The 14,230-nt window shown below is 31.7% G+C and carries 11 protein-coding genes; 7 read left to right on the top strand and 4 right to left on the bottom strand.

Translation table 11 applies throughout. The features are described 5' to 3' along the window. Window positions 1-29 precede the first annotated feature (29 nt). The 3 genes from KCTC32516_RS10575 to tsaE are packed head-to-tail and all read right to left on the bottom strand — an operon-like array spanning window position 30 to window position 5,732. On the bottom strand, window positions 30-4,109 hold the full coding sequence (locus tag KCTC32516_RS10575; protein ID WP_301400404.1) for a T9SS type B sorting domain-containing protein: 4,080 nt from the start codon (window positions 4,107-4,109) through the stop codon (window positions 30-32). Between the two features lie 13 nt (window positions 4,110-4,122). Further along, window positions 4,123-5,319: an alanine dehydrogenase gene (locus KCTC32516_RS10570; protein ID WP_301400402.1), complete on the bottom strand. Its 1,197-nt coding sequence runs from the start codon at window positions 5,317-5,319 to the stop codon at window positions 4,123-4,125. Beyond that, a complete protein-coding gene (gene tsaE, locus KCTC32516_RS10565; protein WP_301400400.1) occupies window positions 5,316-5,732 on the bottom strand; it encodes a tRNA (adenosine(37)-N6)-threonylcarbamoyltransferase complex ATPase subunit type 1 TsaE in 417 nt (138 codons plus the stop codon). Before tsaE ends, KCTC32516_RS10570 begins: the two co-directional genes overlap by 4 nt. 152 nt (window positions 5,733-5,884) lie before the next feature. Between tsaE and KCTC32516_RS10560 the strand changes: the two genes are divergently transcribed. Continuing rightward, on the top strand, window positions 5,885-6,361 hold the full coding sequence (locus KCTC32516_RS10560; protein WP_301400399.1) for a hypothetical protein: 477 nt from the start codon (window positions 5,885-5,887) through the stop codon (window positions 6,359-6,361). A gap of 33 nt (window positions 6,362-6,394) precedes the next feature. On the opposite strand, the gene porX is transcribed toward KCTC32516_RS10560, so the two are convergent. Beyond that, complete coding sequence (gene porX / locus KCTC32516_RS10555) at window positions 6,395-7,945, bottom strand: T9SS response regulator signal transducer PorX (RefSeq protein WP_301400397.1); 1,551 nt, start codon at window positions 7,943-7,945, stop codon at window positions 6,395-6,397. A gap of 152 nt (window positions 7,946-8,097) precedes the next feature. Between porX and KCTC32516_RS10550 the strand changes: the two genes are divergently transcribed. Genes KCTC32516_RS10550 through KCTC32516_RS10525 form a run of 6 tightly spaced genes read left to right on the top strand, consistent with a single transcriptional unit; the run spans window position 8,098 to window position 14,154 of the window. Continuing rightward, on the top strand, window positions 8,098-9,327 hold the full coding sequence (locus tag KCTC32516_RS10550; RefSeq protein ID WP_301400396.1) for an HD domain-containing protein: 1,230 nt from the start codon (window positions 8,098-8,100) through the stop codon (window positions 9,325-9,327). Between the two features lie 38 nt (window positions 9,328-9,365). Beyond that, window positions 9,366-10,397: a UDP-3-O-(3-hydroxymyristoyl)glucosamine N-acyltransferase gene (lpxD, locus tag KCTC32516_RS10545; RefSeq protein ID WP_301400395.1), complete on the top strand. Its 1,032-nt coding sequence runs from the start codon at window positions 9,366-9,368 to the stop codon at window positions 10,395-10,397. 2 nt (window positions 10,398-10,399) lie between these two features. Continuing rightward, complete coding sequence (locus KCTC32516_RS10540; RefSeq protein ID WP_301400394.1) at window positions 10,400-11,788, top strand: bifunctional UDP-3-O-[3-hydroxymyristoyl] N-acetylglucosamine deacetylase/3-hydroxyacyl-ACP dehydratase; 1,389 nt, start codon at window positions 10,400-10,402, stop codon at window positions 11,786-11,788. 7 nt (window positions 11,789-11,795) lie between these two features. Beyond that, the gene (lpxA, locus tag KCTC32516_RS10535; RefSeq protein ID WP_301400393.1) at window positions 11,796-12,578 is read left to right on the top strand and encodes an acyl-ACP--UDP-N-acetylglucosamine O-acyltransferase; all 783 of its coding nucleotides are present in this window, start codon (window positions 11,796-11,798) and stop codon (window positions 12,576-12,578) included. 24 nt (window positions 12,579-12,602) lie between these two features. Beyond that, window positions 12,603-13,169, top strand: coding sequence for an elongation factor P (efp, locus tag KCTC32516_RS10530; protein ID WP_301400391.1), 567 nt, complete (start codon window positions 12,603-12,605; stop codon window positions 13,167-13,169). 58 nt (window positions 13,170-13,227) lie between these two features. Next, on the top strand, window positions 13,228-14,154 hold the full coding sequence (locus tag KCTC32516_RS10525) for a UDP-3-O-(3-hydroxymyristoyl)glucosamine N-acyltransferase (protein ID WP_301400390.1): 927 nt from the start codon (window positions 13,228-13,230) through the stop codon (window positions 14,152-14,154). The last annotated feature ends 76 nt before the right edge of the window (window positions 14,155-14,230 follow it).

The following is a 14,230-nucleotide window of genomic DNA, read 5'->3' as shown; positions in this document are numbered from 1 at the left end:
TAGCAGTATTTTCTGAATCTATCTAAGAATTACTCTTTTCTTATTAAAGAAAAATGAGAAGAATAGGTTGTTGGTTTTCCTTCATATAAAAACGTAACCGTAAACCAATAATCTGAAGATGGTGCTTTTGTTCCGTTTTTATAATTTCCGTTCCAACCTTCGCCAGTTGGTTTTATTTGAGTCACTAATTTTCCGAATCGATCATAAATACTTACCAAAGCTTCAGGATTATTTTTTAAATCAGAAATGTTCCAAGTTTCATTTTGTCCATCATTATTTGGTGTAAAAAAGGATGAATGATTGATGACCTTAAAATCAATTGTAAAAGGATTACTACAAATTCCGGATGTATCTTTTATAGAAATGGTGTGCGTTCCGTAATTCAATTCGTGAAATAAATTACTCGTTTGATACGAACCATCATCTAGGCTGTAAATATAATTTCCAAAACCTTCTTCAATAAAATCGATTCTAATATTTGCTGGCGCAGCAAAGGAACTCGTTAAAAAGGTCACTTTTGCTTCTGGAATTGATGCTTTTACAACAACGCTTGTTGGATTGTAATTGCAATCTGCGCCAACATCAGGAGTTAATTTTGTTGTGGTAACGGTGTAAGTTCCTGCTTTTGTAGCAGCATAATTGGGTCCAGTTCCAACCAATTGATTGTCAAAATACCAATGCACTCTAAAAATTGCGGGATCTAATCCAGATTGTAGTAAAAATGGATCAAGTGTTTGCTTTGTTTTAGAATCAACACAAATAATTCCGCCATCGATATGCAAATCTAATAAAGGATAAATGGTCAAATCAAATTGTGTTTCATCAGCACAGTTTTCATTATCAATGGCATTTGCATGTACATAAATTGTTTGTGTGCCAACATCGGTAATTGTATATTCTGATGGATTTATTAAATCAACTTTATTGGGTTGTCGATAATAATTAATCACATTTCCAGCCAAGGTTAAATTAGGCAGTGTATAAGTTCCGCAACTTTCTATATTTGGATACACAGGCAATTGTGGAGTTGTAGAAATTGTAATGGTAAATGGATGCTCATCACTACAGAAAAATCGACTTCCATTTGCTAAATATATATATAAGGTTTGTGTTGTAGTAATCGCATCACCAGCATTTAATTGTGTTCCTTGCCCGCCAGTTTGTGTATAATAATTTCCGTTTTTTAATGCAGGAAGCGTATAAGAATCACAAGCAGTAACATCTGCAGGTGCATCAACTTTTACACCCAAAATATAAATGGTATAAAAGGCTTCCTTGTTACATGCTTTTAAATCATCGTATTCATTATAAATGTAAATGTGTTGAGTTGCTGAAATAATATCACCAGCATTTAACTGCGTTCCATTTCCGCCAGATTCGGTAAAGTATTTACCGTTGGTAATTGTTGGTAATGTATACGGATCACAACTAAAAATATCGGTAAAACTATTTACTGGAGGCAATGGCCTAACTTCTACGGTAAAACTTGTTTCGCTTGGACAATTTCCATCAAAATTATAAATATAAATTTTTTGAGTTGTTGTAATTACATCGCCAGTATGTAATTGTGTTCCATTTCCACCAGATTGCGTAAAATAATTTCCATTTGTTAATGCGGGTAAGCTCATCGGATTGTCTACACAAGTAATAAAATCGTTTAAAGAATCAACTGGAGGCAAAGGGTGTATTGTAATATCTATCGGAATGGTATCTGCACAACCATTATTTGTTGGCACATAAAAATAAATGGTTTGAGAGCTTGTAATTACATCACCCACATTTAACTTTGTTCCTTGTCCGCCAGCTTGTGTAAAATAACCGCCAATAGTTTCATTCGGAATTGTATAACTTCCGCAAGCAGATGTATTTTGAAATAAATTGGTATCAACAATAGTTACTGTAAAAGAAGCTTCATTTGTACAGGAATTTGCATCCGCATTATAAATGTAAATTTTTTGTGTTGATGAAATTACATCACCAGCATTTAAAGATGTTCCTGTTCCGTTTGTTCCTGTAAAATAATTTCCATTTGTTAAGTTTGGTAAGGTGTACGATAAACAAGTTGTTATGTCTGTTGGTGCATCTACTAATGGCAAAGGATGAATTATTAATGCAAAAGGAATATCTGTACATTGAACCGTATCAAAAATTGAATAATAATAAATGGTTTGGTCTGTTGTGATTGAAGTTCCTGGAGTGATTAATTCTCCCGTTCCGTTTGGGCCATTCAGCTCAGTATAAAAAGAACCATATTTTAAAACTGGAACAACAAATTCGCCACAATATTCTGTGTCCATTGTAAACTCTTCTACAATGGTAATTGTAAATCGAGTTTGATTAGAACACCCATTTTCTTCAGCATAAATATATAATTGAGTGGTCGTAGAAATGACATCTCCAGCATGTAATTGGGTTCCTGTTCCATTTGGTCCAGTAAAATAATTCCCTGCTGATAATCCATCCAAAGTAAAACTGCTACAAGCAAAAATATTTTCTAAATCTGATACTTGTGGAATCGGATTTACTGTAACTGTAAAATCGGTAATATCAAAACAAGAAGTTGGTGAATTTTCTGTTAATCTTGCCCAAATTTGAAACGAAGTAAGGTTGGTCGGAAAATTATATTGACTTGTATTTACAATTGCATTGGTGTTGTTTTGTGCATCTTGTAAACTTGTATAATAAGAAATAGTATGATTTGCGGGATTTAATCCATTTAAAATTTGTGTATTTATTTGTGTTAACAAATCTATAGCAGTACCATTACAAACTGAAAAGTCTGCAGGTTTTGTAGCAATAACGGAAGTTGTTTTTAACTGAAAACTGATGGTTTGTGTGCAAGATTGTGTTGAGTTTGTATTAGAAACTCTTCCATAAATAGTTATGCCTCCAGCACTTTGATAATTTATTAATTGATTATTTGGAATCGGAATATTGTTATTCAAATCATTTAAGGATGCAAAATAGTGTAAACTATATTTTGTTGGATCTAAACCGAGCGTAGAAATATCATTCAGGGTTAAATCAAAAGTAGTTGCAGTACCATTATCACACTCAATTAAATCTGGCGGATTATTAATGACCAATTCTGTTATTTTTATGCTATCAGAAATGACACAATTTGTGTTTTTATTGGTAATCAACAATTGATACGTTCCAATTTCATTGGCATTTAAAGTTGGATCCGTTGCTCCAACTATTACAGCATTGTCTTTACTCCATTCATAAATGTAATCGACAGTATCTGTAAACTTAGAATCTAAGGTTACCGTTTCTCCAATACAAATTGCAATGTCATCGCCTAAATCTAAAAAATTATTAAAACTACCCGCTTCAATAAAAATAGCAGAATCGTATTTTGAATCATTGTAGTCTCCAATTATCAATTTAATTTTATACGGATTGTTGGGTTTAATCGTTGCAGAAGCATTCATTACAACAGTATTTCCTCGCATATTTATTACAGAAGTTGCAGGATTGGTTACATTGTAATTTCCAAATAACTGTGGATTTACAGAATTACACGAAGAATTGTATTGATTGTCTCTAATTTCTTTTACAGAAATTGGATTTCCAGTTGCTGGTACAACGGCTAAATTGATTTTTTCTCCAGTCACTAAATCGGTTAAAATGAAAGCAAAAACATCGCTAAATCCGCATTGCCATTCGCCATATTCGTTTGATGAGAACAAAAAATTAAAACTAAAATTGGTTGATGGTGGCACAAAATCAAACTCTAAAAAAGCAACGTCTGTAATTGTAGAACTTTGGCCAGAAAGATTGCTAATTTGTTGTAAATCTGGATCTGAATTTGTGTTTACTTGACTGTCTAAATTGGTACCAGTATAGCTTCCTTGTGTGTGCGTTGCAATTCCGCTTCTTATTAAAACTCCTTCAGAAATCGGAAAAGTAGAACCATTTTGATTAAAATAAGCAACAGATTGATTGGAAGAAATGTCAATATTAGAAACTGCTGCACAAGAATTTCCAATTAATAAATTCACTAAAGCGTTAGAAGTTTTGGTGTCATCAACCGTAATTGATTGTCCAAAAAATGGAAAAGAAATATTAAAAAAGAAAAAGAAAAGGAGGTATTTCTTTAGGTTCATAAAATAGGTTGGATTAAAGAATTAACAAGTTGATATCTCTAAAAGGCAAATTAAACCAATCAGCAACAGTTTTACTGGTTAAGATTCCGTGGTAAAAATACATTCCGTTTCGCAAACTTTTATCAAAACGAGCGGCATTTTCAAATCCGCCTTCTTCGGCAATACTCAACAAATAAGGCGTAAAAATATTACTGATAGAAACCGACGCAGTTCTTGCATATCTAGACGGAATATTAGGTACACAATAATGTGTAACTCCGTGTGTTACAAAAGTTGGTTCGCTATGCGTTGTTACTTTTGATGTTTCAAAACAACCACCACAATCAATACTTACATCAACAATTAAAGCGCCGTCTTTCATTTGCTCAACCATTTCTTCTGTCACCATAATTGGCGAACGATTTTTTCCGCGAATTGCACCAATGGCAATATCGCATCGCATTAATGCTTTTGATAAGGTTTTTGGTTGAATGGTTGATGTATAAATCGGTGTATTTAAACAATGTTGCAATCTTCTTAATTTAGCAATAGAATTGTCAAAAACTTTTACGCGAGCTCCTAATCCTAAAGCAGAACGTGCGGCAAATTCGCCAACTGTTCCAGCGCCAATAATAACAACATCAGTAGGAGGAACGCCGCCAATATTTCCGACTAACAATCCGTTTCCGTTATTGCTGTTGCTCAATAATTCTGCAGCAATCAATATAGAAGCAGTTCCTGCAATTTCACTCAACGACTTTACAATCGGATAAAATCCATGTTCATCTTTTATATAATCAAAAGCAAAAGCGGTAATTCTTTTTTTAGCAAGTGTTTCAAAATATTTTTTTGATTGCGTTTTTAATTGCAATGCAGATAATAAAACACTTTGTGGTTTTATATATTCTATTTCTTGTAGTGATGGCGGAGCAACTTTTAAGACAATATTACAACCAAAAGCTTCTTCTACGTTATAAGCGATTTTTGCACCAGCTTCAGAATATTCGTTATCGTTAAAGTTGGCGGCATTTCCTGCGCCAGTTTCTATAACAACTCGATGTCCGTGTGCAGTTAACGCTGCAACAGCATCCGGAGTTAAACAAACGCGTTTTTCTTCAAAATGCGTTTCTTTTGGCAAACCAATAAACAATTCTCCTTTCTGCTTTTTAATTTCTAGCATTTCTTCTTGTGGAAGTAATTCTTCTTTGCTAAACGGAGAATATTGGCTCATATCTTATTTTTTAATTGAATATTTCGAAAGCCATTTTCTAAAACAGAAATATGTATTTCGGTAGACTCTAAAGGTAGTAAATTTTCGATATTCTGCGGCCATTCAATCAAACACCAAGCATTGGAGTAAAAATAATCTTCAATTCCGATGTCATAAGCTTCGTTTTCGTCTTCTATTCTGTAGAAATCAAAGTGATACACAATCTCTGAATTTGCAGTGTGATATTCATTTACCAACGAGAAAGTAGGAGAACTAGCAATATCTTTAATGCCTAATTCTTTACAAATTTCTTTGATTAAAGTTGTTTTTCCAGCGCCCATTTCTCCGTAAAAAAGGATGGTTTTACTTTTTGATGTTGCAATGATTTCTTTTGCAAGTGCATTCAGCTCAGAAATTGAATAGATTTTGTTCATGTAACAAAAATACTTAAAAAGTGCGTTTATAATTATACATTGAAAAACAAATTACTAACTTTATGGTAAAAATTAATTATGAGATATAATTTAATCTTTTCATTTGTCTTTTTTTTATTACTCAACAACAATAACTCAATTAAAAAATCAATATGAAATTGAAAAATGTTATAATTATACTCTTCTTCCTTTTGCAAGTTAAGAATTGTTTTTCTCAAAAGGAAAAAGAGCAATTAGCTTTTGATTATTTTATGGAAAAAATATTTCCAAAAGATTATAAAGGGTTTACAAGTAAATCTGTTTTTTTTAATGGTTTATCTGAGTCTAAAAAGGATATTTCAGGTTCTTTCGGAAAATGTTTTGATGAAGATTTTAAAGAGTTTTTTTACGATTTTAAGAAAGTAGATATAAATAATAAGGTTAAAATTAAAATCAATAATTATCGTTTTTCTAAAAGAAAAAAACCTAAATACTTCTATATGAAAATATTTAGATCAGTTAATTACAAAGGCTTTGATTACATTTATATCAGTCTTTATAAAAAGGATAAATTTTATGTAGATCATTATATAGTAAAGATTGAAAATAAAAAAATCATAGATCATTGCTACGTTAATGAAATTTTTTAGATAATTATTCTAATCAGATAAAAAGAAGAATAATTATTTCGCCTCATAAACCGCACACGGAATAATCATTTCTTCTAAAGAGATTCCGCCATGTTGGTAGGTGTTTTTAAAATACTTTACATAATGATTATAGTTGTTCTGATACGCTAAAAACAAATCTTCTTTTGCAAAAATAAACGAACTATTCATTGCTGTTGTTGGTAAAAAAATATCTTTCGGATTGCGAACTGCATAGACATCTTTTTCGTTGTAAGATAAACTTCTACCCGTTTTGTAACGCAGATTAGAACTTGCATTTTTATCGCCAATTACTTTGGTAGGATTTTTACAATTAATTGTTCCATGATCGGTGGTAATAATTAGTTTTTGTCCCAATTTTTGTGCTTTCTGGATAATTTCTAACAAAGGTGAATTTCTGAACCAACTTTCTGTTAACGATCGGTACGCTTTTTCATCGCCAGCCAATTCTTTAATCACTTCCATTTCTGTTTTGGCATGCGAAATCATATCGACAAAATTATAGACAACAACGGTTAAATCGTTTTGCTTGGTGGCGTTGTAATTGTCAGCCAATTCTTTTCCGTTTTTAAGATTGGTAATTTTGTAATATTCGTGTTGTATTGGTAGGTTTAAACGTTTTATTTGTGCTGATAAAAACTCGTTTTCGTACAAGTTTTTTCCGCCTTCATCGGTATCATTTTTCCAAAATTCTGGATACATTTTTTCCATTTCAGATGGCATCATTCCTGAAAATATGGCATTTCTAGAATACTGTGTTGCCGTTGGTAAAATGCTGTAAAACAAATGTTCTTTTTCTTTTTTAAAATGATTATTGATGTACGGTTCTAAAATTCTAAATTGATCTAAACGCAGATTGTCGATAACTACTAATAAGGTTCCGTTTTCTGAAGTTTTTAATTCAGGAAACACCACCTCTTTTAATAAAGTATGCGAAAAAATAGGTTTGTCATCTGACGTTAAAAAAGCTTCGTAATTTTTTTTGATGAATTTAAAAAACAAAGAATTGGCTTCGTTTTTCTGACTTTCTAAAATGCCTAACATTCCGGCATCGTTAATATTTTCTAATTCTAATTCCCAATGCACTAACTTTTTATAAATATCAATCCATGCTTCGTACGAATTTACCATCGCTAAATTCATTGAGATTTTCCTGAATTCTTGTTGGTAATTCGAAGTGGTTTTATCAGAAATTAATTTAGAATGATCTAAGTTCTTTTTTAAACTCAATAAAATCTGATTTGGATTGACAGGTTTTATCAAATAATCAGCAATTTTAGAGCCAATTGCTTCTTCCATAATATATTCTTCTTCACTTTTTGTAATCATTACAACAGGAATATTTTGTTGCTTTTGTTTGATTTCTGCCAAGGTTTCTAAACCAGTAATTCCGGGCATATTTTCGTCTAAAAAAACAATATCAAAATTTTGTTCATCAACCAAATCAATTGCGTCCGCGCCGTTTGTGCATTTGGTTACATTGTAATTTTTATTTTCTAAAAATAGAATATGAGGTTTTAATAAATCTATCTCATCATCAACCCATAAAATTTCTATTTTTCTCATATGATTTGTTTTAAGTAATTGCTAAAATACTTGAATTTGTACTTCTTTTTTTGATATCATTGTTAAATAAAAGTGAATGCTTTTTAGAATTTTATTTCCTTGCAACTAAATATCAATAACAATAGTATATTTGCAGAACAAAATTGTACAGCTTGAAAACTTCAAAAACCAACAAACTCAAAATATTGAACGACCCAATTTACGGTTTTATTACAATTCCGAATAGTTTAATTTTTGATATTATAGAACATCCTTACTTTCAGCGTTTAAGACGTGTAACTCAAATGGGATTTTCTAATTTAGTGTATCCAGGCGCAAATCACACACGCTTTCATCACGCAATTGGTTGTATGCATTTAATGCAAAAAGCAGTAAGAGTTTTACGTTTTAAAGAAATAGAAATTTCTGAGGATGAAGCCAATGCGTTGTACATCGCAATTTTGTTGCACGATATTGGTCACGGAGCTTTTTCGCACGCGTTAGAAAACAGTATTGTAAACGGAATTTCTCATGAAGAGATTTCGTTAAAATTCATGAAAAAACTCAACGAAGAATTTGGCGGAAAATTAAATTTGGCAATCGAAATTTTTGAAGGAAAGTACGAAAGAGGTTTTTTTAATCAATTAATATCAAGTCAATTAGACATTGATAGATTGGATTATTTAAAAAGAGATAGTTTTTATACTGGTGTTACGGAAGGGAATATTAGTTCTGATCGGTTAATTGCCATGATGAATATTTTTGATAACGAATTGGTGATTGAAAAAAAAGGAATTTACTCTGTAGAAAACTTTTTAATTGCGCGCCGATTGATGTATTGGCAAGTATATTTGCACAAAACAGGATTGGTTGCAGAAAACATGTTGGTTAAAATTTTACAGCGCGCTAAAGAGTTAGCAACGCAAAATGTTGCATTACCAGCAACAAAAACAATGCAGTATTTTTTATACAATCAAATTACCAAAGAAAATTTTACAGACGAAACCTTAATCATTTTTTCTAAGTTGGATGATTACGATGTGTTGTCTGCCATTAAAGAATGGACAAATCATTCTGACACAATTTTATCCGAATTGTCTAACATGATTATGAATCGTAATTTGTTAAAAATCAATATTCAAGATCAAGAATTTACAAAAGAAGAAGTAGCAAAACAAGTCAAAAAATTAATTTCAAAATTTGATATTGAACCTGAATTTGCACATTATTTTGTTTTTGAAGGAACGGTAAGTAATCAAGCATACAACACAAGTAATCCAATAAAAATACTCTCTAAAAATGGTAAAACTGTTGATATTGCTACGGCTTCTGATCAATTAAATTTACAAGCACTTACAAAACCGGTAGAAAAGTTTTACTTGTGTTATCCAAAGAAAATGTAATTAGCCAAATCCTAAGAATTTTCATACTTTTGCAGATAATGAATTTTACAGCGCAACAAATAGCGGAAATTTTAGAAGGAGACATCGTTGGGAACCCAAATGTTGAAGTCTCTAAGCTATCTAAAATTGAAGAAGGAGAAACAGGAAGTCTTACTTTCTTGTCCAATCCAAAATACAATCCATATTTATATACAACAAAAGCATCAATAGCAATTGTTAATAAAAGTTTTACTCCAGAAAAGGAAATAGAAACTACATTGATAAAAGTAGAAGATGCGTATGCCGCTTTTTCTAAAGTATTGGAATTTTACAATGAAGTAAAAAATAATAAAACAGGTAGAGAACAACCTCATTTTATTTCATCAACAGCATTAATAGGCACTAATGAATATATTGGCGCTTTTGCGTATATAGGAGAACATGTTACGATTGGAGAAAATGTAAAAATTTATCCAAATGTATATGTAGGTGATAATGTTGTTATCGGAAACAATTGTACACTTTTTTCTGGTGTAAAAATATATTCTGAAACTCAGATTGGCAACAATTGTGTATTGCATTCTGGAGTAATATTAGGTTCTGATGGATTTGGTTTTGCACCAAATAAAGAAGGTACATATAGTAAAGTTCCACAAACCGGAAATGTTATTATAGAAGATTATGTTGATATTGGCTCTGCTACCACAATTGATAGAGCAACTTTAGGTGCTACAATCATAAGAAAAGGAGTGAAATTAGACAATCAAATTCAGATTGCGCATAATGTAGAAGTGGGAGAAAACACCGTTATTGCTGCTCAAACAGGAGTATCAGGTTCTACCAAAATAGGAAAAAATTGCATGATTGGCGGACAAGTTGGTGTTGCTGGACATATTAAGATTGGAGATAACGTAAAAATTGGTGCACAATCAGGAGTTACAAAAAGTGTGAAAGAGAATCAAGTTATTAATGGTACACCAGCATTTGGTTTTTCTGATTTTAACAAATCGTATGTATATTTTAAAAAATTACCAGAATTGGTAAAAACAATAAATAATTTAGAAAAAAAATATAAAACTCAAAGTGAATAATGATGAGTAATAAACAACAAACAATAAAAAGAGAAGTCAGTCTTTCTGGTGTAGGGTTACATACGGGAAACACTGTAAATATGACTTTTAAACCTGCACCAATAGATCATGGTTATGCTTTTACGCGTGTCGATTTAGAAGGTCAACCAATAATTGCAGCTAAAGCAGAATATGTAGTAAATACGCAAAGAGGTACAAACCTCGAAAAAAATGGTGTTCAGATTCAAACTTCAGAACACGTATTAGCCGCTGCAGTTGGTTTAGGAATCGATAATTTATTAATTGAAATTGATGCTTCAGAACCACCAATTATGGATGGTTCTTCAAAGTTTTTTATAGAAGCTTTAGAAAAAGCAGGAATACAAGAACAAGATGCTGCAATTAAAGAATACATTGTAAAAGACATTATTTCTTATAGAGATGAAGTTACTGGAAGCGAAATTATTTTAATGCCTTCAGATAAATACGAAGTTACAACTATGGTAGATTTTGGTACTAAAATTTTAGGGACTCAAAATGCCACATTACAAAATATTTCAGACTTTAAAGAAGAAATTGCAGCAGCGAGAACATTCAGTTTTTTACATGAAATTGAAATGTTGTTGGAAAATGATTTGATTAAAGGGGGCGATTTAAATAATGCTATTGTGTATGTAGATAAAGAATTATCTGAAGCAACAATGGGTAGATTAAAGAAAGCGTTTAAAAAAGAAGATATTGCTGTACAATCAAACGGTATTTTAGATAATTTAAACTTGCATTGGGCAAATGAAGCAGCAAGGCATAAGTTATTAGATGTAATTGGAGACTTGGCGTTAACCGGAATTCGAATTAGAGGAAAAGTGATTGCAAACAAACCGGGGCATTTAGTAAACACACAATTTGCTAAAAAACTGTCTAAGATTATTAAAATGGAGAAACGAAATAACGTTCCTCAGGTTGATTTAAATCAACCACCACTAATGGATATTCATCAAATAATGGATATTCTTCCGCACAGACCACCTTTTTTATTGATTGATAGAATTATAGAACTTTCTGACAAACACGTTATCGGAATGAAAAATGTGACAATGAATGAGAATTTCTTTGTTGGACATTTCCCTGGAGCACCAGTAATGCCAGGAGTTTTGCAAGTAGAAGCAATGGCGCAATGTGGTGGAGTTTTGGTGTTAAGCACGGTTCCAGATCCAGAAAATTATTTGACATATTTCATGAAAATGGACAATGTAAAGTTCAAACAAAAAGTGTTGCCTGGAGATACATTAATATTTAAAGCTGAATTAATTTCGCCGATAAGAAGAGGTATTTGTCATATGCAAGCCTATGGGTATGCAAACGGAAAGTTAGTGGTAGAAGCAGAGTTAATGGCACAAATAATAAAAAAATAAGAAGAAGATGAATCAACCATTAGCATACATACATCCTCAAGCAAAAATTGCAAGAAATGTAGTTGTAGAACCTTTTACAACAATTAATAATGATGTAGAAATTGGCTCAGGAACTTGGATTGGATCTAATGTAACCATCATGGAAGGAGCTAGAATCGGTAAAAATTGTAGAATTTTTCCTGGAGCTGTTATTTCTGCAATTCCGCAAGATTTAAAATTTGAAGGAGAAGATTCTCTTACTGTAATTGGAGACAATACTACGATTAGAGAATGTGTTACTATTAATAGAGGAACAAATGATAGAGGAAAAACTGTTGTTGGAGATAATTGTTTAATTATGGCTGCGGCACATATTGCACATGATTGTGTTGTTGGAAATAACTCGATTATTGTAAATGGTGTTTTATTGGGCGGACATGTTGTTGTTGGAGAATATGCAGTTTTAGGCGGTTTATCAGCAATACATCAATTTATTCAAATTGGAGATCATGCAATGGTTTCTGGTGGTTCATTGGTTAGAAAAGATGTTCCTCCATATACAAAAGCAGCAAAAGAGCCTTTGTCTTACGTTGGAATTAATTCTGTTGGATTAAGAAGAAGAGGTTTTCCTTCATCAAAAATAAAAGAAATTCAAGATATTTATAGAATCTTATATCAAAAAAATTACAATACCACGCAAGCTATCGAAATTATTGAAGCTGAAATGGAGGCGACACCAGAAAGAGATGAAATAATGCTGTTTATTCGTAATTCTCAAAGAGGAATTATGAAAGGATATACAGCAGGATAAATAATATAAAATTTAAAAAAGTAAATGGCAACAACATCAGATATTAGAAACGGATTGTGTATTAGATACAATAATGATATTTATAAAATAATTGAATTTTTACATGTAAAACCAGGAAAAGGACCAGCGTTTGTAAGAACAAAGTTAAAAAGTGTCACCAACGGAAAAACACTTGATAATACATTTCCTGCTGGAAGAAAAATAGACGACGTTCGTGTAGAAACACATAAATTTCAGTTTTTATATCACGATGGCGAGTTTTATCATTTTATGAATGAACAAGATTATTCTCAAATTCGTTTGTTAGAAGCAGCGTTAGATAATCCTGGGTTAATGAAAGAAGGAGAGATCGTTACGATTATTATCAACTCAGAAGATAATATGCCACTTTCTGTAGAAATGCCTGCAAGTGTAATTTTAGAAGTAAAACATACAGAACCTGGAGTTAAAGGAAATACTGCAACCAATGCTACAAAACCTGCGACTGTAGAAACGGGAGCAACTGTAAATGTGCCATTATTTATCAATGAAGGAGATAAAATTAAGATAGAAACGACTAAAGGGTCTTATCAAGAACGTATCAAGGAATAAAATAGCATTAAGCTTTTTGATATATATCTTGTTTAAATAAACCAGGCAAACCCCAAAAATGAAATTCAATAAACCGCAAACTTTACAACAAATAGCTTCACTTTTAAAAGTTGCTTTTGTGGGCGATAAAAATTTTGAAATTCTTGGAATTAATGAAATTCACGTTGTAGAAAAAGGGGATATTGTTTTTGTAGATCATCCAAAATATTATGATAAAGCATTAAAATCTGCTGCAACTACAATTTTAATCAATAAAAAAGTAGATTGCCCAGAAGGAAAAGCACTCTTAATTTCTGAGGATCCTTTTCGAGATTTTAATACAATTACGAAATATTTTAATCCGTTTATTGCATCAAAAGTTAGCATTTCTGAATCGGCGATAATTGGAAAAAATACGGTAGTTCAACCGAATGTTTTTATTGGTAACAATGTGCAAATCGGCAAGAATTGTGTCATTCACCCCAACGTTGCAATTTATGATAATTGCGTTATTGGAAACCATGTAACTATTCATGCAAACACCGTTTTAGGCGCGGATGCTTTTTATTATAAAAATAGAGAAACAGGTTTTGATAAATTAATTTCTGGTGGTAGAGTTGTTATCGAAGACGATGTAGATTTAGGCGCATCTTGCACAATTGATAAAGGAGTTACTGGTGATACAACAATTAAAAAAGGAACTAAAATTGACAATCAAGTTCATGTTGGACACGATACTGTAATTGGTAAAAAATGTTTGATCGCTTCGCAAACCGGAATTGCAGGTTGCGTTATTATTGAAGATGAAGTTACTATTTGGGGACAAGTTGGTACTAATAGCGGAATTACAATTGGAAAAGGAGCAATAATTCTTGGACAAACAGGCGTTACAAAATCAGTTGAAGGAGGAAAGAGTTATTTTGGAACTCCCATTTCAGAATCTAGAGAAAAACTGAAAGAAATGGCTGGAATTAAACAATTTTTAAAAGAACAAAAAAACAAATAATTTTAGTACAGAAATCTTTTTCTGATAACAATCAAAGAACTATTTTTGTAGTGTTAAACCAAGTGGTTTCTAATTG

It is taken from the genome of Polaribacter huanghezhanensis, assembly GCF_030444335.1.
GTDB lineage: Bacteria > Bacteroidota > Bacteroidia > Flavobacteriales > Flavobacteriaceae > Polaribacter > Polaribacter huanghezhanensis.
This window is presented reverse-complemented; position numbering and strand designations above follow the sequence as displayed.

What these genes read in the sequence shown, in the direction of transcription:
- KCTC32516_RS10575 (WP_301400404.1), bottom strand. Translation starts at nt 4,109, where the DNA reads ATGAACCTAAAGAAATACCTCCTTTTCTTTTTCTTTTTTAATATTTCT.
- KCTC32516_RS10570 (WP_301400402.1), bottom strand. Translation starts at nt 5,319, where the DNA reads ATGAGCCAATATTCTCCGTTTAGCAAAGAAGAATTACTTCCACAAGAA.
- tsaE (WP_301400400.1), bottom strand. Translation starts at nt 5,732, where the DNA reads ATGAACAAAATCTATTCAATTTCTGAGCTGAATGCACTTGCAAAAGAA.
- KCTC32516_RS10560 (WP_301400399.1), top strand. Translation starts at nt 5,885, where the DNA reads ATGAAATTGAAAAATGTTATAATTATACTCTTCTTCCTTTTGCAAGTT.
- porX (WP_301400397.1), bottom strand. Translation starts at nt 7,945, where the DNA reads ATGAGAAAAATAGAAATTTTATGGGTTGATGATGAGATAGATTTATTA.
- lpxD (WP_301400395.1), top strand. Translation starts at nt 9,366, where the DNA reads ATGAATTTTACAGCGCAACAAATAGCGGAAATTTTAGAAGGAGACATC.
- KCTC32516_RS10540 (WP_301400394.1), top strand. Translation starts at nt 10,400, where the DNA reads ATGAGTAATAAACAACAAACAATAAAAAGAGAAGTCAGTCTTTCTGGT.
- lpxA (WP_301400393.1), top strand. Translation starts at nt 11,796, where the DNA reads ATGAATCAACCATTAGCATACATACATCCTCAAGCAAAAATTGCAAGA.
- efp (WP_301400391.1), top strand. Translation starts at nt 12,603, where the DNA reads ATGGCAACAACATCAGATATTAGAAACGGATTGTGTATTAGATACAAT.
- KCTC32516_RS10525 (WP_301400390.1), top strand. Translation starts at nt 13,228, where the DNA reads ATGAAATTCAATAAACCGCAAACTTTACAACAAATAGCTTCACTTTTA.